General features: G+C 72.8%; 15 protein-coding genes and 1 other RNA gene. 11 read left to right on the top strand and 5 right to left on the bottom strand.

Going from position 1 to position 17,682, the window contains the following annotated elements; translation table 11 throughout:
• Window positions 1-3 precede the first annotated feature (3 nt).
• Together AB0G56_RS24000 and AB0G56_RS23995 are read right to left on the bottom strand one after the other, a co-directional pair.
• Complete coding sequence (locus AB0G56_RS24000; RefSeq protein ID WP_360972531.1) at window positions 4-1,467, bottom strand: ABC transporter substrate-binding protein; 1,464 nt, start codon at window positions 1,465-1,467, stop codon at window positions 4-6.
• A gap of 199 nt (window positions 1,468-1,666) precedes the next feature.
• Window positions 1,667-5,365 carry an FHA domain-containing protein gene (locus AB0G56_RS23995; protein WP_360972529.1) on the bottom strand — a complete coding sequence of 1,233 codons (3,699 nt, stop codon included), beginning with the start codon at window positions 5,363-5,365 and terminating at the stop codon, window positions 1,667-1,669.
• A 477-nt stretch (window positions 5,366-5,842) separates the two neighbouring features.
• Between AB0G56_RS23995 and AB0G56_RS23990 the strand changes: the two genes are divergently transcribed.
• The 4 genes from AB0G56_RS23990 (at window position 5,843) to AB0G56_RS23975 (ending at window position 11,509) form a co-directional block, all read left to right on the top strand.
• Complete coding sequence (locus AB0G56_RS23990; protein WP_360972527.1) at window positions 5,843-7,573, top strand: protein kinase; 1,731 nt, start codon at window positions 5,843-5,845, stop codon at window positions 7,571-7,573.
• A gap of 265 nt (window positions 7,574-7,838) precedes the next feature.
• On the top strand, window positions 7,839-9,083 hold the full coding sequence (locus AB0G56_RS23985; protein WP_360972525.1) for a serine/threonine-protein kinase: 1,245 nt from the start codon (window positions 7,839-7,841) through the stop codon (window positions 9,081-9,083).
• A 55-nt stretch (window positions 9,084-9,138) separates the two neighbouring features.
• Window positions 9,139-10,254, top strand: coding sequence for a peptide chain release factor 2 (gene prfB, locus AB0G56_RS23980; protein ID WP_360972523.1), 1,116 nt, complete (start codon window positions 9,139-9,141; stop codon window positions 10,252-10,254).
• Between the two features lie 298 nt (window positions 10,255-10,552).
• On the top strand, window positions 10,553-11,509 hold the full coding sequence (locus tag AB0G56_RS23975) for an LPXTG cell wall anchor domain-containing protein (protein WP_360972521.1): 957 nt from the start codon (window positions 10,553-10,555) through the stop codon (window positions 11,507-11,509).
• 97 nt (window positions 11,510-11,606) lie between these two features.
• On the opposite strand, the gene AB0G56_RS23970 is transcribed toward AB0G56_RS23975, so the two are convergent.
• Window positions 11,607-11,801, bottom strand: a complete 195-nt coding sequence (locus AB0G56_RS23970; RefSeq protein ID WP_360972519.1) for a hypothetical protein — start codon at window positions 11,799-11,801, stop codon at window positions 11,607-11,609.
• Between the two features lie 230 nt (window positions 11,802-12,031).
• On the opposite strand from AB0G56_RS23970, the gene ftsE reads away from it, so the two are divergent.
• The 7 genes from ftsE (at window position 12,032) to AB0G56_RS23935 (ending at window position 16,879) form a co-directional block, all read left to right on the top strand.
• Window positions 12,032-12,721 (top strand): cell division ATP-binding protein FtsE, encoded by a 690-nt coding sequence (ftsE, locus tag AB0G56_RS23965; protein WP_037862576.1) that lies wholly within the window; start codon window positions 12,032-12,034, stop codon window positions 12,719-12,721.
• 33 nt (window positions 12,722-12,754) lie between these two features.
• Window positions 12,755-13,672: a permease-like cell division protein FtsX gene (gene ftsX / locus AB0G56_RS23960; RefSeq protein ID WP_360972517.1), complete on the top strand. Its 918-nt coding sequence runs from the start codon at window positions 12,755-12,757 to the stop codon at window positions 13,670-13,672.
• A 68-nt stretch (window positions 13,673-13,740) separates the two neighbouring features.
• Window positions 13,741-14,967, top strand: a complete 1,227-nt coding sequence (locus AB0G56_RS23955; protein WP_360972515.1) for a S41 family peptidase — start codon at window positions 13,741-13,743, stop codon at window positions 14,965-14,967.
• Window positions 14,968-15,030: 63 nt separating this feature from the next.
• Window positions 15,031-15,510: an SsrA-binding protein SmpB gene (gene smpB, locus AB0G56_RS23950; protein WP_360972513.1), complete on the top strand. Its 480-nt coding sequence runs from the start codon at window positions 15,031-15,033 to the stop codon at window positions 15,508-15,510.
• 148 nt (window positions 15,511-15,658) lie between these two features.
• Window positions 15,659-16,058: a transfer-messenger RNA gene (gene ssrA, locus AB0G56_RS23945) on the top strand.
• Window positions 16,059-16,205: 147 nt separating this feature from the next.
• The gene (locus tag AB0G56_RS23940) at window positions 16,206-16,556 is read left to right on the top strand and encodes a hypothetical protein (protein WP_360972511.1); all 351 of its coding nucleotides are present in this window, start codon (window positions 16,206-16,208) and stop codon (window positions 16,554-16,556) included.
• Window positions 16,553-16,879, top strand: a complete 327-nt coding sequence (locus tag AB0G56_RS23935; RefSeq protein ID WP_360972509.1) for a hypothetical protein — start codon at window positions 16,553-16,555, stop codon at window positions 16,877-16,879. Before AB0G56_RS23940 ends, AB0G56_RS23935 begins: the two co-directional genes overlap by 4 nt.
• 150 nt (window positions 16,880-17,029) lie before the next feature.
• Here AB0G56_RS23935 and AB0G56_RS23930 read toward each other — a convergent pair whose 3' ends face one another.
• Together AB0G56_RS23930 and AB0G56_RS23925 are read right to left on the bottom strand one after the other, a co-directional pair.
• Window positions 17,030-17,281 (bottom strand): hypothetical protein, encoded by a 252-nt coding sequence (locus tag AB0G56_RS23930; RefSeq protein WP_360972507.1) that lies wholly within the window; start codon window positions 17,279-17,281, stop codon window positions 17,030-17,032.
• Complete coding sequence (locus tag AB0G56_RS23925) at window positions 17,278-17,634, bottom strand: DUF6247 family protein (protein ID WP_360972505.1); 357 nt, start codon at window positions 17,632-17,634, stop codon at window positions 17,278-17,280. The genes AB0G56_RS23930 and AB0G56_RS23925 overlap by 4 nt, the downstream gene beginning before the upstream one ends.
• Window positions 17,635-17,682: the final 48 nt, after the last annotated feature.

Here is a 17,682-nt window from a genome sequence, read left to right as displayed (position 1 = left end):
GGATCAGCTTCCGCCGCCGTACGCCGCCGCCGCGTCCTTCTCCAGTTTCGCCTGGGTGCCCGCGACGTCCGAGGGGTTCTTCAGGAAGTCCTGGAGGTCCTTCCACTCGCCCTTGCCGGGCGTGCCGCCGAAGGCCTGCGGGGCCTGGTCGGACATGTCGAAGCGGAAGTTGTCGCCGGAGTCGATCAGCGCCTTGGCGATCTTGCGCTGCACGTCGTTCGGGTACGCCGACTCCGGCACGTTCTTGTTCGGCGACAGGTATCCGCCGAGCTTCGCCTGGATCGTCGCCGCGTCCGGCGAGGCCAGGAACGTCACCAGGGCCTGCGCCGCCTTGGAGTCCTTGAGGATCACCGCGGCGTCACCGCCGGAGACCACCGGCGCGGTGGCGCCCACGGCCGGGAACGGGAACACCTTCGCGTCGGTGCCCACCTTCGCCTTGGTCTCACCGATGTTGACCTGCGCGAAGTCACCCTCGTAGACCATGGCGGCCTTCGGCTGGTCGCCGCCGGTGAAGGTCTGGGTGACCGAGGCCGGGAACTCCACCTGGAGCGCACCGCTCTGGCCGCCCGCGATGTAGTCCTTCTTGGACCAGATCTGCGCGAGCGTGGTGAGCGCCTGCTTGACGGACGGATCCGTCCACTTGATCTTGTGCTGAGCGAGCTGGTCGTACTTCTCCGGGCCCGCCTGGGACAGGTAGACGTTCTCGAACCAGTCGGTGAGGGTCCAGCCGTCGGCGCCGCCGATCGAGAACGGGGTGACCCCGGAGTCGTACACCGTCTGCGCGGTGGCGAGCAGGTCCTTCCACGTCTTGGGCTCGCTCACCCCCGCGTTCTCCAGGACCTTCGCGTTGTACCAGATCAGCGACTTGTTGGCGGCTTTGTAGTAGGCGCCGTACTGCTTGCCGCCGACCTTGCCGATGTCCTGCCAGCCCTGCGAGTAGTTCTTGGCGAGCTGCGCCTGCGCCTCGGGGCCGAGCGGCTTGGCCCACTTCTTGTCCACCGCCTGCTTGATGGCACCCGGCTGCGGGAGGAGCGCCACGTCCGGCGGCTGACCGCCGGCGACCTTCGAACCGAGGAAGTTGATGATCGGGTCCTGTGCGGGAACGAAGGTGACCTTGGCGCCGGTGCGCTTGGTGAACTCCGCGAGAACCTTCTTGAAGTTGGCCTGCTCCGCCCCCGTCCAGACCGCGGCGACCTCCAGGGACGCGCCGTCCAGCTTGGGCAGGGTGACCGTCGTGCCGCCGCCCGTGCTCCCCGTGGTCCCGCCGCCGCTCGGGTCGTCGGCCTTCTTGTCGTCGCCCGAACCGCCGCACGCGGTCAGGGAGAGGGCCAGGGCGCCGGCGGCCACGACCGCCGCGGCCCTGGCCGCCCGGGCGGCCAGGGCGGCCCGGGCGGACCGCGCGGGCCCGTCGGACCGTGCCGGCCTGGTGGACCTGTCTGTCCGGATGGTGCTGCTCGTGCTGTGCATCACTGCCCCGTTCTTCGTCCGCGTCGAACGTCCGAGCGCTGTCCCGTGCTGCACTGTCCTACGCCGGGGCCCGCATGTCGGCAAGAGCGCCCACAGGCTCAACCCCGTGATCGTGACCAGGTCGTGACTGCACGTCAGCGCAGTTCGAGCGGGGCTCGCGCGGCGCTCGGGGCGGCGGCGACCCGCACCGGAGCGGCACTCAGATGAGGGACGGCACCCGGGCCGCCGACACCTCCCGCGCCGCCCGCTCCAACGCGCTCGCCAGCAGGGCCAGATCCGTCGGGCCGTTGCCCAGCTCGCGCACCGAACGGCGGGTGGGCGGATCGCCCATCCGGTGCCACTCCAGCGGCACCACCGTGGGGCGTTGGGTCGCCGTCCGCGGGATGCGGCCCGTGACCCGGCCGCCCTGGAACGGGGTCGCCCGGCCGTCGGCGGTGGTCAGCAGGCCCCGCCCCGGCGCCGGCTGACCACCGGACTCCGAGCCGTGACCGCCCGGTGAGCCGTCCGTGCGGCCGGATGCCGGCGGGTCGAGGACGACGCGCAGCGCGGCCCGGCGGACCGGTTCCGTCTGCGCCGTACGCCCGCCGGGCGCGGTGGCCGCCACCAGGTGGACGCCGAGCCGCTCGCCGTCGCGGGCCACCGCCTCCAGGGCGCGCACCACGGACCCGGCGGCGGGCCGGCCGGGCGAACCGAGCGCCGGTGAGACCAGGGCGTCCAGGTCGTCGACGACCACGACGAGCCGGGGCAGCGGCGGCGCCGCCTCGGCCCGCGCCCGCGCCGCCGCGGGCCGCAGCCGCAGCGTGGAACTGGGCGGGGTGTCGAGATCGGCCGCTCCCGTCCCCGTCCGGGGGCCGCTGTCCGGGCCGGGCGGCCCGGTGCGCTGGGCGACGATACGGCCGGACACCCCCCGCCGGCCGTGCCACTCGGCGAAGTCGGCCAGCCCCAGCAGCTCGGCCCGCCGCTTCAGCTCGGCGCTCAGCGACTGGGCGAACTCCCGCATGCGCACCGGGTCGTTGGCGGTGAGGTGCGTCGTCACGTGCGGTACGTCCGTACACACCCGCAGACCCTCACCGGGGCCGGTGCCGTCCCGGCCGTCCACCAGCACGATGCCGAGGCGGTCCGGGCGCTCGGCGGCGGCCAGCGAGGCGACCACCGAGCGCAGCAGCTCCGTCCGGCCGCTGCCCGCCGGGCCCTCGACGAGCAGATGCGGTCCGTCGGCCACGAGGTCGGCGCAGACCGGCCCGCGCGGACCGGCCCCGAGTATCGCCCAGGCCCGGCCGCCGAGGGCCCTGGCGTCGTCGGCCGCGTCCGCCCAGCGGGCCTGGAGCGACGCCGGGGTGGCCCGGGCCAGCCCCAGCTCGTCCAGCAGCCGCGCCGTGAGCGGCAGCGGCGCCGACACCGGGGTGGGCCGGTCGCCGCCCGCCGTCTCCGCCGACCGCAGCGGCGCCAGCGCCCGCGCGAACCGCTCGGCCCACGCCGGGGACACGGCGTCCACCACGGCCACGGTGCCCGGGGCCACGGGCCGCTGTGCCTGGCCGCCGGAGCGGGCCACGCGCATCAGCCGCAGCGCCGTCGCCACGTCACCGCTGAGCAGCGCGACGGCCCCGCACTCCCGGAACACCGGCGACAGCGCGCACGCGGCCTCGTAGGTCTCCACCACCGGCGATGCCGGAGAGGCGGCCACCGCCTCCGCCAGGCACACCACGTGGATCCCCGCGCGAGGGCCCTCGTGCGCCAGCCGCGCCACCGCTTCGCGGATCGTGGCACCGCCGGGGTCGCCGTCCACGACGACCACGGTGTACGGCCCGGCGAAACCGCCGCCCGCACCGGCAAGGCCCGAGCCGGACGCGTCCTCGCCGCCCGCGTGCGCCTCGCGCGCCCAGGAAGGGCGGCGGGCGGACGAGGGGGCGGACGCGGACGCCGGGGCCGGGGCGGGCGCGGGTATGCGGGCCGCCTCGGGGGCGTGGGGCGGGTGCGCCCCGGGCGACGGGAAGCCGTCGGGGGCCTGGTGGAGGGCGGCAGGCCCGGCCGCGCCGGTGCCCGGGGCGCCCGGTGCCACCGCGTCGGTGCGGTCCGCCCGCAGCGGCGCCGGGACCGGGGCCCGGGCGTCCGCCAGGTGGTCCTCCAGCCGCCGCAGGAGTTCGTCGGTGCGGGCCGTCGCCTGCTCGCGGTCGTAGGCCAGCAGCAGCCGGCAGTCCTGGCCGTGGCCGGGCCGCGTGTGGGGGAGCCAGCCGAGCCAGGACCACTCCGCCGTCCGCTCCTCCAGCGAGCGGGCGTGGTCGGTGCTGAGCAGGACGATCTCAAGGGTGTCGGGGGAGTGCAGCGCGGCGAGCTGGGCCAGCACCGCGCGGGCCAGCCCGGACAGGCGGGCCCGCGGTCCGGCCAGGCCCAGCGCCCCCACCTCGCGCAGGTCCGCCGTCACCGGCACGACGGGCAGCAGCCGGCCCGAGCCGTCGGGCGCGGCGCGGTCGGCCGTGCCCAGGCGCACGGTCAGGGCCTCGGGGTGCGCCGGGCCGCGCTCCCACAGCCGCGGGCCGGGGCCCAGCACGGTCAGCAGCAGGGCCGCCGGGTCCGGCCAGGTCTCCGGCAGCTGGGGTGCCGCGCAGGCCTCGGGCAGCGTCCGCTCGGGGGCGCCGGCCGCCGGGTCGTCGTACGCCTCGCCGCGGGCCGCCGCCGGTTCGCCGCGCCCGCCGGCCAGTCGCCGCGCCCACGCGCCGAGCCCGCCGCGCCTGCGCAGGCCCTGGGGCACCTCCGTGCCCCGCAGGGGCGTGCCCTTGCGGCCGCTCGCCTCGAAGGCGCCGTCCTCCCCCGCGGGGACACCGGGGTGGCCCGCGATCCCGGACCGGCCCGCGTGGGTGTCCCCGTCCCGGCTCTCGATCCGCGGGGCGCGGCTCTGCGCGGGCACCAGGTAGGGGTCGGCGGGCTGCGTGGGCACCTGGTAGGGGTCGGCGGGCTGCCTGGGCACCTGGTAGGGGTCGGCGGGCTGCGTGGGGCCGCGCTCCCAGTCGTGCGGGGCCGCCCCCTGGGCGTCTTTGGAGGCCCAGGCGGCGGTGCCGGTCCCCGACGTGGTCGCCGCCGTCCTCGCTCCCGTGTGCGTCCCCGGCTCCGCTGCCGTCCGGCCCGGGGGTTCCGTTTCCGTACGGGGTGCGCCGGGGCGTTCGCCCTGGGGGGCCGTGTCGGCCACGCGCGCGTGGCCCTCGCCGTCCGGGGCCGTCTCCAGGCGTGCCGCCGGTCCCGCGGACGGGGTCAGGCGCAGGACGGACTCGCCGATGCGCAGCAGGGCGCCCGGGGCGAAGCGGACCGGGCGGGGGTCCACGGGCCGGCCGTCCAGCACCGTGCCGTTGGTGGAGCCGAGGTCGGCGACCTGGACCCGGCCGTCGGGGGCGACGGTCACCCCGCAGTGCACGCGGGAGACGTCGGGGTCGTCGAGGGGGACGTCGGCGTCGGCGGAGCGGCCGACCGTGATCTGGCCGCCGTGCAGCAGGTGGACGCCGCCCGCGTCCGGGCCCGCGATCACGTGCAGCTGGGTGGGGGCCTCGTCCAGCTCGGGGTGCGCCTCGGGCTGGGCGGGGGCGCCCAGGGACAGCACCGCGCCGTCCAGCAGCGGGGGCTCGCCGAGCGTGCAGCGCTGGGCGTCGAGCCGCTCCGCGCCCGCGTACAGCACCACGGGACCGGCGCCGGGCTCCCGGCCGCCCCGCTCGGCGGCACCGCGCTCGCGGCCGGCCCGCTCGAAGGCCGCCCCGCCGTCACCGGCGACCGCGGCGGCGAGGGCCGAGGCCACCGCGGCCAGGGCCGTCCCCGCGGGCGCCGTGACCAGCACGTCACGGCTCGCGGCGCGGGCCCGGGCCGTGGGGGAGGGCGGGCCCAGCGGGTCTACGACGGTCAGCCGGATCTGCATCGCCGTCAGCGGTCCCTTCTGCGCGGGCGCCCGAGAACGGGAGGGGACGATGCCGCTCCGCGACCCCCCAACCGCGGACATTCCCCCCACCGCCGCACGGGCACGTCGGCCAGTACTGCAGGCATCCTCGCACCTGCCACTGACACCGCGCCCGCCGCCCGGCGCCAAGTGATCTTGATTGGTCGGCTCTGCCCCCAAAAGTGCCTGGCCGATGTCCCGCGGATGACCGCTTGAGATCGGTCACGTCCGTTTCCGGCAACCTGAGGGTCCGGATCGAGCGTCTTCCCTTCGAACGACGACGTCGAACGAAGACGTGGGCCGACACGTACGGCACGGGCACGGCACGGAGCCGGCGACCGGGAACCCCCAGGCCCCCGGGAACGCCGACCCGGGGGCAGGGAACTTCGACAGGCCGGTGCCGGGCGGGTCGGCACTACAGTGTGTCGGAACGTAGGCAAGCAACAGGGAGCGCATGACGTGCGGCCGGTAGGCAGCAAGTACCTCCTGGAGGAGCCGCTCGGACGCGGTGCCACCGGGACCGTCTGGCGAGCCCGCCAGCGAGAGACCGCGGGGGCCGAGGCGGCGGTGCCGGGACAGCCCGGCGAGACCGTCGCGATCAAGGTCCTCAAGGAAGAGCTGGCGAACGACGCCGACATCGTCATGCGGTTCCTCAGGGAACGGTCGGTGCTGCTCCGGCTGACCCACCCGAACATCGTGCGGGTGCGCGACCTGGTCGTCGAGGGCGACCTGCTGGCGCTGGTCATGGACCTCGTCGACGGCCCCGACCTGCACCGCTACCTGCGCGAGAACGGCCCCCTCACCCCCGTCGCCGCCGCGCTGCTCACCGCGCAGATCGCCGACGCGCTCGCCGCGAGCCACGCCGACGGGGTCGTCCACCGCGACCTGAAACCGGCCAACGTCCTGCTGAAGCAGGACGACGGGCAGATGCACCCGATGCTGACCGACTTCGGCATCGCCCGCCTGGCCGACTCGCCGGGGCTGACCCGCACGCACGAGTTCGTCGGCACGCCCGCGTACGTGGCGCCCGAGTCCGCCGAGGGCCGCCCGCAGACCTCCGCCGTCGACATCTACGGCGCCGGCATCCTGCTGTACGAGCTGGTCACCGGACGGCCGCCGTTCTCCGGTGGCTCCGCGCTGGAGGTTCTGCACCAGCACCTGAGCGCCGAACCGCGCCGCCCCTCCACGGTTCCCGACCCGCTGTGGACGGTGATCGAGCGCTGCCTGCGCAAGAACCCCGACGAGAGGCCCAGCGCCGAGAACCTCGCGCGCGCCCTGCGCGTCGTCGCCGAGGGCGTCGGCGTGCACGCGAACGCCGCGCGGATCGCCGCCGCGGAGGGCGTCGGCGCGCTCCTCGCGCCCGACCCGGCGCCCGCGCCCGTGCCCGTCCCGGACGGTGTGCCCGGCGCGGCCGACCCCACCCAGGTCCTGCCGCACGGCGCACCCGCGTACGACCCGAACGGCGCGACCAGCGTCCTGCCGCACACCGGCGCCCCGCAGGGACCGGACGGCCCGGTGGGCGCCGCGGATCCGACCACCGTGATGCCCCAGGGCGCCGCGGGTCCCACGCGCGCGATGCCGCCCGTGCCGCCGGGACAGCAGCCGGATCAGCCGCACCCGTGGCAGTCCCAGCTGCGCGCGGCCCGTGACCGCAACGAGCAGACGCAGATGCAGTACCTCGACCCGGCCGAGGACCCGCTGCGCCGCCGCCCCCAGCGGCAGGTCGCCCGGCCCCAGCAGCAGCCCCACCACCAGCAGCCGCAGCAGCCCGGCTACGGCTACCCCCAGCAGCAACCGCCGCAGCAGCCCGGCTACGGCTACCCCCAGCAGCAACCGCCGCAGCAGCCCCGGTACGCGACCCCGCAGCCCCAGCCGCAGCAGTACGCCCCGGCGCCGCAGCGGCCCCGCGAACCCCAGCGGTACGCGCCGCCGCCCGCCCCCGAGCCCCAGCGCCCGGCACGCGAGCCCCGGCCCCCGCGGCAGCGCGGCGCGAACCCGATGAAGATCCCCGGCCTGGGCTGCCTGAAGGGCTGCCTGTTCACGATCGTCATCCTGTTCGTCGCGGGGTGGCTCGTGTGGGAGCTGAGCCCGTTGCAGGGCTGGATCGGCACCGGCCGGGGCTACTGGTCCGAGCTGACCCACTGGGTCCACCAGGCGGGCGGCTGGGTCAAGGACCTCGGCGGCAACTGACCCGGCAACCGACGACGCGGGCGCCGCGTGCCTCCTGGGCGCGCGGCGCCCGCCTGTTCACGTTCTGGGCGCGCGGCGCCCGCCTGTTCACGTTCTGGGCGCGCGGCGCCCGCCTGTTCACCCTCCTGGGCAGGTGGCGCCCGCCTGGCCACGCCCGCGAGTTTGGAGATTTGTCGACACCTGGCGGGTGATTTCCGTCTCCGCGGTGAAGGTTGCCTCGTCGGACGCGTAGCTTTGTCGGCAACACGCGTCTGTAGGAGCAGTCTTGGCACGGAAGATCGGCAGCCGGTACACCGCGAACCAGATCCTGGGACGGGGCAGCGCCGGTACGGTGTGGCTGGGCGAGGGACCGGACGGCCCCGTCGCCATCAAGCTGCTGCGTGAGGACCTCGCGTCCGACCAGGAACTCGTGGGCCGCTTCGTGCAGGAGCGGACGGCGCTGCTGGGCCTGGAGCACCCGAACGTGGTCTCCGTGCGCGACCTGGTGGTCGACGGCAACGACCTCGCCCTGGTCATGGACCTGGTCCGCGGCACCGACCTGCGCACCCGCCTGGAGCGCGAGCGGCGGCTGTCCCCCGAGGCGGCCGTGGCGATCGTGGCCGACGTGGCCGACGGGCTGGCCGCGGCGCACGCCGCCGGGGTCGTGCACCGGGACGTCAAACCGGAGAACGTGCTCCTCGACATGCAGGGCCCCCTCGGCCCCGGCGGCTCCCACCCGGCGCTGCTGACCGACTTCGGTGTCGCCAAGCTCATCGACTCCCCGAAACGCACCCGCGCGACGAAGATCATCGGCACCCCGGACTACCTCGCACCGGAGATCGTCGAGGGGCTGCCCCCGCGCGCGGCGGTGGACATCTACGCCCTGGCGACGGTGCTGTACGAGCTGCTGGCCGGCTTCACCCCCTTCGGCGGCGGCCACCCGGGCGCGGTCCTGCGCCGTCACGTCACCGAGACCGTGGTCCCGCTGCCCGGCATCCCCGACGAGCTGTGGCAGCTCGTCGTGCAGTGCCTGGCCAAGGGGCCGGCCTCCCGCCTGCGGGCGTCCGAGCTGGCGGCCCGCCTGCGCGAGCTGCTGCCGCTGCTCGCCGGCATGCCGCCCCTGGACGTGGACGAACCGGGCTCCGACCCGGCGCAGGAGCCCGGAGAGGAGGAACCGGAGCACACCGAGGCACCGGCCGGCGAGCGCGCGCGCCGCCGGGGAGCCGTCCCGCTGGTGCCCGGCGCGCAGCCGGACTCCAACCGGGACACGCACACCTCGATGCGGGTGCCCGCGCCCGACGAGCTGGCCGGCGGCGCCCTCGGCACGGCCCGCGCGCCCCGGGCGCCCGGCGCCCCCCGCCCCGGCTCGGCCCGCAACCGTGCCGCCGCACGCCGCCGCCGCATCACCCTGAGCGTGGCCGGTCTGGTGCTCGTGGGCGCCGTCGGCGCGGGCGCCTGGTGGGCGTCCTCGGGCGACGACGGCGGAGCGCCCGCCCGGGACACCAGGCACTCGGCCCCCTCCTCGCCCTGAGCGCGCATCCCGCCGCCCGGCGCTGGCCGCGCGGCGGAGCCGTTACGCTGGAGGCGTGGCAGTCGTCGATGTATCCGAAGAGCTGAAGTCCCTCTCCTCGACCATGGAGTCGATCGAGGCCGTTCTGGACCTCGAGAAGATGAGGGCAGACATCGCCGTGCTCGAGGAGCAGGCGGCCGCGCCGTCCCTGTGGGACAACCCGGACGAGGCGCAGAAGATCACCAGCAAGCTCTCCCACCTCCAGGCGGAGGTCAGGAAGGCCGAGGCGCTGCGCGGCCGGATCGACGATCTCGCTGTGCTGTTCGAGATGGCCGAGGAGGAGGACGACCCGGACACCCGCGCCGAGGCCGAGTCCGAGCTGACCTCCGTGCGCAAGGCGCTGGACGAGATGGAGGTCCGCACCCTCCTGTCCGGCGAGTACGACGCCCGTGAGGCCCTGGTCAACATCCGTGCCGAGGCCGGTGGCGTCGACGCCGCCGACTTCGCCGAGAAGCTCCAGCGCATGTACCTGCGCTGGGCCGAGCAGCACGGCTACAAGACCGAGGTCTACGAGACGTCGTACGCCGAAGAGGCCGGCATCAAGTCGACGACCTTCGCCGTCCAGGTCCCCTACGCCTACGGCACGCTCTCGGTGGAGCAGGGCACGCACCGGCTGGTGCGCATCTCCCCCTACGACAACCAGGGCCGGCGGCAGACCTCCTTCGCGGGCGTCGAGATCCTTCCCGTGGTCGAGCAGACCGACCACGTCGAGATCGACGAGTCCGAGTTGCGCGTGGACGTCTACCGGTCCTCCGGTCCGGGCGGCCAGGGCGTGAACACCACCGACTCCGCGGTCCGCCTCACCCACCTGCCCACCGGCATCGTCGTCTCCTGCCAGAACGAGCGCTCCCAGATCCAGAACAAGGCCACGGCGATGAACGTCCTACAGGCCAAGCTGCTGGAGCGGCGCCGCCAGGAGGAGCAGGCCAAGATGGACGCCCTCAAGGGCGACGGCGGCAACTCCTGGGGCAACCAGATGCGTTCGTACGTCCTGCACCCGTACCAGATGGTCAAGGACCTGCGCACCGAGTTCGAGGTCGGCAACCCGGAGGCCGTGTTCAACGGCGAGATCGACGGGTTCCTGGAGGCCGGTATTCGCTGGCGCAAGCAGCAGGAACAGCAGAGCAAGTAAAGAACGGACGCTTTGTCGACAAGGCAACTGCCGCTCTCGGAGCGGCAGTTGCCTTTTCCGTCCCCGATGTCTGGGTTTTGCGTCACACTCACATCGCTCTTCCTCCGGCAAAGAGCGCGTACTCGGACATCGCGGTCGCAACGGCCTTGACGTTGCTTTGAAATATGGGAAGGGTGAAGCGCGGCATGCGTACGTACGGGGCGCATGTGAACCGGGGGGCTCCACAGTTTCAGCTACCCGTCGATCACGGCCCCGGGCGCGGCCTCATTGACGATCGGCTACTGGGGGTAGCGAACATATGACGAAGAAGACGCGGGTCCGGGTCGCGCGCATAGCCGCGGGCGCCGTGATCGCCGCGGGTGCCTCGCTGACCGCCGCGGGCGCGGCTTCCGCGCTGGACGCGAACGTGCAGGTGGGTCCGGTCAGCCTCGGCGTGAAGACGGGCGGTGACCCCTGCGACATCGTCATCGACCCCAACTGCGGCGAGGGCGACAACGGTGGTTCCGGGAACAACGGTGGGTCGGGCGACAACGGTGGTTCCGGGAACAACGGTGGGTCGGGCGACAACGGTGGGTCTGGCGACAACGGTGGGTCTGGCGACAACGGTGGGTCTGGCGACAACGGTGGGTCTGGCGACAACGGTGGGTCGGGCGACAACGGTGGGTCGGGCGACAACGGTGGGTCGGGCGACAACGGTGGCTCGGGCGACAACGGTGGGTCTGGCGACAACGGTGGGTCTGGCGACAACGGTGGGTCTGGCGACAACGGCGGGTCGGGCGACAACGGTGGCTCGGGCGACAACGGCGGGTCGGGCGACAACGGCGGGTCGGGCGACAACGGTGGCTCGGGCGACAACGGTGGCTCGGGCGACAACGGTGGCTCGGGCGACAACGGTGGCTCGGGTAATGGCGGTGGCACCGGCGGCAACGGCGGGGGCAACGGTGGCAACGGCGGTGGCGACACCACCGGCGGCACCACCCCCGACGGTGGCAGCGGCGGCTCCAGCAGTTCCGGCGGCTCCGGTGGCCCCGCTCCGCAGGAGCAGGGCTCCTCGGCCCTGACCGACACCGGCTCCACCACGCCGTCCGGCACCCCGGCGAACACCGCGCCCCAGGGCAGCGGCAAGCAGCTCGCCGAGACCGGTGCGGGTCAGACCGCGTTCCTGCTGATCGGCGCCGCGACGATGATCGCCGGCGGCATCGGCTTCCGCGTACTCCCGCGCATGATGTCGGGCCGCGGCGGCGCCGCCGCCTGAGCGTGTCCACGGCCCCACGGGGCGTGACCAGAACACGGTGAGGGACCCGGAGCGAAACGCTCCGGGTCCCTTCGCCCTGTCCGGCTCTCTGCCGGGGCTACGCCGTCTGGTGCGCCAGCAGCGCCACCCCGGCGATCAGCACCGCCAGCAGTGCGATCAGCGCCATCGGGTTCAGCCCTGCGAGGAAGTTGTTCTCCTGCTGCAGCCGCTCGCGATTGGCGCGGCACACCGGGCACCGGCCCTCGCTCACGGGCGCCGCGCAGTTCGCGCACACCAGCCGGTCGTACGTCATGCGCTCGCCCTCCTTGCACCGGTTTCCCTACCGACAACGCCCGCGGCGCCGCGAACGTTCCCCTCTCCACCATGCCAGGTTCCCCCGTGTTCAGCGCGGGGTCCGCCCGGAACCCGTAGCAGGCGAAGACAAAACGTACAACTATCCCCAACCCCGGCCGGTGACTGCGCTCGCACACCCGACTCGCGTATGGTCACGCTCATCTACCCCCGGCGACCCGTGGTGCATCCGTGATCCGATTCGACAATGTCTCCAAGGTCTACCCCAAACAGACCCGCCCCGCCCTCAGGGATGTCTCCCTGGAGGTCGAGAAGGGCGAGTTCGTGTTCCTCGTGGGGTCCTCCGGCTCCGGAAAGTCCACCTTCCTGCGGCTGATCCTCCGCGAGGAGCGGTGCAGCCACGGCCAGGTGCACGTCCTGGGCAAGGACCTCGCGCGGCTCTCCAACTGGAAGGTGCCGCAGATGCGGCGCCAGTTGGGCACCGTCTTCCAGGACTTCCGCCTGCTGCCGAACAAGACGGTGGCGGAGAACGTGGCCTTCGCGCAGGAGGTCATCGGCAAGTCGAAGGGCGAGATCCGCAAGTCCGTGCCGCAGGTGCTGGACCTCGTCGGGCTCGGCGGCAAGGAGGACCGCAGGCCGGGCGAGTTGTCCGGTGGTGAGCAGCAGCGCGTCGCCATCGCGCGGGCGTTCGTGAACCGGCCCAAGCTGCTGATCGCCGACGAGCCCACCGGCAACCTCGACCCGCAGACCTCCGTCGGCATCATGAAGCTGCTCGACCGGATCAACCGGACGGGCACCACCGTGGTGATGGCGACCCACGACCAGAACATCGTGGACCAGATGCGCAAGCGCGTCATCGAGCTGGAGAAGGGCCGTCTCGTCCGCGACCAGGCGCGCGGCGTCTACGGCTACCAGCACTGAGAAGTCCACGACGGAAAGGCTTGACCAGACGCCATGCGCGCCCAGTTCGTCCTGTCGGAGATCGGTGTCGGTCTCCGCCGCAACCTGACGATGACGTTCGCCGTCATCGTCTCCGTGGCCCTGTCCCTGGCCCTGTTCGGCGGCTCGCTGCTGCTGAGCGACCAGGTGACCAAGATGAAGGGCTACTGGTACGACAAAGTCAACGTATCGATCTTCCTCTGCAACAAGAGCAACGCCGAGTCCGACGCCAACTGCGCCAAGGGCGCGGTCACCGAGGACCAGAAGAAGGCGATCCTCGCCGACCTGCAGAAGATGTCGGTGGTGGAGAAGGTCACGTACGAGTCCCAGGACGAGGCGTACAAGCACTACAAGGAGCAGTTCGGGCACTCCCCGCTGGCCGCCTCGATCACGCCGGACCAGATGCAGGAGTCGTACCGGATCAAGCTGAAGAACCCCGAGCAGTACCAGGTCATCGCCAGCGCCTTCAACGGGCGCGACGGCGTGCAGTCCGTGCAGGACCAGAAGAGCATCCTGGACAACCTCTTCACCCTCCTCGGCTATCTGAACCTGGCCGCGCGGGGCGTGATGCTGGTGATGCTGACGGTGGCGATGCTGCTGATCGTCAACACCGTGCGGGTCTCCGCGTTCAGCCGGCGCCGGGAGACCGGCATCATGCGCCTGGTCGGCGCCTCCGGCTTCTACATCCAGGCGCCGTTCATCATGGAGGCCGCGGTCGCCGGGCTCATCGGCGGCATGCTGGCCTCCTCCTTCCTGGTGGTCATCCAGTACTTCGTGATCGACCACGGAGTGGCGCTGTCGTCGAAGCTCCAGCTGATCAACTTCGTGGGCTGGGACGCCGTGGTCACCAAGATCCCGCTCATCCTCGCCGTGAGTTTCCTGATCCCCGCGCTGGCCGGGTTCCTCGCGCTGCGCAAGTATCTGAAGGTTTGACACACGCCGACGGGGCCGCACCGCCGAGCGCGCGTGCGGCCCCGTCGCGTTGTCCTAGACTCACCGCCATGTCAGGCCGAGACCCCTTCTGTCAGCCCCGCCGCAGCCGCTCCGGGGCCGGTCTGACGTTGGTCTTCGTGGGGGTCCTCGTGGCGGGCGCGGCGACCGGTTCCCTGCCGGGTCACGAACGCAGGCCCGTGGCGGCGGCGGACCGTCCGGCCCCGTCCGCGTACGCCTCCGAGCCGCCCTCCGTGTCTCCTTCCGCCTCCGGCCCGTCGGCCGCCGCGAGCCGGCACGAACAGGTCGCGCGGGCCGCCGCCGAGGCCATGGCCGCCGGCAAGTCCCCGATGGAGGCCGCCGAGCACGCCGTCAGCCGCAGCGGCGACCGCTGGGGCGCCGTCTACTCCCCGGGTGACTTCGCCGAGTTCCAGGAGTCGCTGGCGGGCCGGTACACCGGAGTCGGCCTGTGGGCGCGGCGGGAGCGGGACGGCCGGATCGACGTCATGAAGGTGCAGACCGGCTCGCCCGCCGCCGACGCCGGGATCCGCGCGGGCGACCGGCTGCGCAGCGTGGACGGCGCGAAGGTGGACGGGCTGCCCGTCACCGACGTCGTCTCCTTACTGCGCGGCGACGCCGACGACGCGCCCGCCGGGACCTCCGTCACCCTGGGCCTGGAGCGCGGCACGCGCGCGTGGTCGCGGACGCTGCGCCGGGCCCGGCTGTCCACGGACCCCGTCACCGTGCGGCGCCTGGCCGACGGGACGACGGTCATCCGGATCAGCGCCTTCACCAAGGGCGTGGGCGACCGCGTCCGTACGGCCGTACGCGCCGCGCCGCCCGCCTCCGGGATCGTCCTGGACCTGCGCGGCAACTCCGGCGGCCTGGTCACCGAGGCGGTCACGACGGCCTCCGCCTTCCTGGACGGCGGCCTGGTCGCCACCTACGACGTCGACGGCAGGCAGCGGGCCCTGCACGCCGCACCCGGCGGCGACACAGCCAGGCCTCTGGTCGCGCTCGTCGACGGCGGCACGATGAGTGCGGCCGAGATGCTCACCGGGGCGCTGCAGGACCGCGGCCGGGCCGTCGTCGTCGGTTCCCGGACCTTCGGCAAGGGCTCGGTGCAGATGCCGACGCGGCTGCCCGACGGTTCCGTCGCCGAGCTGACCGTCGGCCACTACCGCACCCCCGGCGGGCGCGGCGTGGACGGCCACGGCATCACCCCGGACCTGGACGCCGGCGGCGACCCGATGGGCCGGGCGCGTACGGTCCTGACCGGCCTGGGCGACCCGTCCTGACGCGCGAGCCGGGAAAATGAACTTTCCGCACACCCCCTGTGTGGTGCCAAAATGGTCGGCACTATGGCTAAGGAAAAAGGGCGCAAGCTGATCGCGCAGAACAAGAAGGCGCGGCACGACTACCACATCCTCGACACCTACGAGGCCGGTCTGGTCCTCACCGGCACCGAGGTGAAGTCGCTGCGCCAGGGGCGGGCGTCGCTGGTCGACGGCTTCGTGCAGCTGGACGATCACGAGGCGTGGCTGCACAACGTGCACGTGCCGGAGTACAGCCAGGGCACGTGGACCAACCACAGCGCGCGGCGCAAGCGGAAGCTGCTGCTGCACCGCGAGGAGATCGAGAAGCTGGAGTCGAAGTCCCAGGAGACGGGTCACACGATCGTGCCGCTCGCCCTGTACTTCAAGGACGGCCGCGCCAAGATCGAGATCGCGCTGGCGAAGGGCAAGAAGGAGTACGACAAGCGGCAGACGCTGCGCGAGAAGCAGGACCGCCGCGAGGCGGAGCGGGTGATCTCGGCGGTGCGGCGCAAGGAGCGGGCGTGAGCACGCCCTGACCTGGGCGGCGTGACCGCGGGAATAAGCTGGCAAGGACCCGCGTTGGTCACGTACGATGGCAACGCACCGCACAGCCGGTGCGGCTCCCTTCTGAGGAAGGGCCCCTCTCCGGAGGGTGGGTTTGAAAAATCAACATGGGGATGATCGGTTTCGACAGCGGCTGTCGAAGCAGGGGAAGCGTGTCGAGGAAGCGGCCATGATCTCGTAAACCACAGGCCGAAAAAAATAATCGCCAATACCAAGCGCGATTCCTCCCAGCAGGCCTTCGCCCTCGCTGCCTGATCTCAGGTAGCGATCGCGAGCCTCCTATAAGGGAGTGTCAGCCCGGGGCTGTTCCCGACCCGGATCCTGGCATCAGCTAGGGGACTAAACCTTGATCCCGGTCACGGGGTGAAGAGGGAAACCAAACAGTGACTGAGCCCGTCGGAGACTTGTCCGCGTGATCTCCGGGGCCGAGAAAATCGAAGCGGACTGCACACGGAGAAGCCCTGGTTCCGCACCGTTGGACGCGGGTTCGATTCCCGCCATCTCCACTCACCCGCACCTGCGGGTACCCCATGTGAGACAAGGCCCTGCCGCTTCCGAGCGGCGGGGCCTGTCGTGTGGGCGGCGGGCTCGGGCCGGGGAGGCGGTACGGTGAATGCCATGGCGCCCTGCATCCTTCGCACCCTTCCGGAGGACCCATGACGACAGCAGCCTCGCACCCCACACCCGGCGTCCCGCCCATGCCGGACAGGAATCCGAAAGCCCTGCGGGCCGCTATCGCGCAGCACGCTCCGCAGTTGCTCCCTGGTTTCGACGCCCACTGGAAGCGGTACGTCGCGGACGCCTACGACGTCACCACCGTCCCCGCCTTCATGGCCCGCTGGTGGGGCGAGTACGCCATCGCCCGCGACCCGCACCTCGACGCCTACGTCACCGCTCTCGAACACCGGGCCGCGTACGAATGCGACGACGCCGCCGAGGCCGGAGCACTCCTGGAGGAAGCCTCCAACCTCCGGCACCTGGCGGCCCGGACGGAGCCCGGGCAGTGACGGACGCCGGGTTCATGGGCCCGCCCTGGCAGATGGACTGGACGCTCAAGGCGCAGGCCGCGCGTGACGCGCTTCCCGAGCATGTCCGCAAGGCGCTCGATGCGGCACGTGCCGAGTTGGTCACGGCGGCGGACCCGTATTTTCGCGACATCGAGACCGACGCCGGTCTGCCCGCGAGCATGCACGTCGAGCCTGCCAGGTCGAGTGATCCGAAAGGGTCTCGTGTTCTGTATTTCGACAACGGGCACGGGTGGCTGAGGTACGTCTTCGTCCAGAGGACCGAGGATCCCCAGATCGTGGTGGAAGAGGTCTTCTGGCAGTAGAGCGGAGCACGCCGGGCTCACAGGGCCCCGGCCTCAGTTCTCAGTTCCCGTGGCCAGCTCGAACCAGACCGTCTTGCCGATCCCGCCGGGCCGGAGAGGCGGTACGGTGAGATGCCATTGCACCCCGCATCCTGGGAGCGCCGGCGCCGCCTACAGGTAGGTCACCTGGTGCACGTACAGGCATTCGTGCCGGGGGACCACCAGATACAGGAAGAACCCGCCGGGTACGTGGGCGATGTCGCCCTTCGGGCCCGTGCCCTGGTATGCCGTGCCGTCGAGGTAGAAGGCCGCGGCGGCACGGACCAGTTCGTCGGCCTTCTTCTCGACCTCCGCCACGAGCGAGGGCGGGGCACCCCCGATGACGTGAACCTCGCTGGGGTCGTACTCCCACCGCCAGTTCAAGCGGACACCGCCTGTCGGGCCTCGGCCTCGACCGCGTGCAGTTCGTCCATCGCGGTGCGGAACTCGGGGGCGTCCTTGCCGCTGCTCTCGTTCAGGGCAGTGAGCGCGGCGTGGTGGCGCGCGTGGAGGTCCGGGCGTCGTTCGATCTCGACCTGGACCTGCCAGTGCGTGAGCCAGTGCTGGAGGTGGCCGATCCTGCCGTCCTGGATGGCGGTGGCCAGCGCCTGCTCCTTGTGCTGTTCCATCTCGCCCAGCCGGTGCGGAGCGACACGGGCCAGGGCGACCCGGACCGCCTCGGGGGTGCGTTCGGGGCGCGGGACGAGTTCGTGTCCCTGCTCGGGATGCGTGGTCACGCCGGGCTCCTTCGAGTGTGCGGTGTGCCCACCGTACTGGCAGCCACC

This window comes from Streptomyces sp. NPDC021356, from assembly GCF_040641015.1.
Lineage (GTDB): Bacteria > Actinomycetota > Actinomycetes > Streptomycetales > Streptomycetaceae > Streptomyces.
The sequence above is the reverse complement of the archived record's forward strand: the minus strand, read 5'-3'. Positions and strand labels throughout refer to the sequence as shown.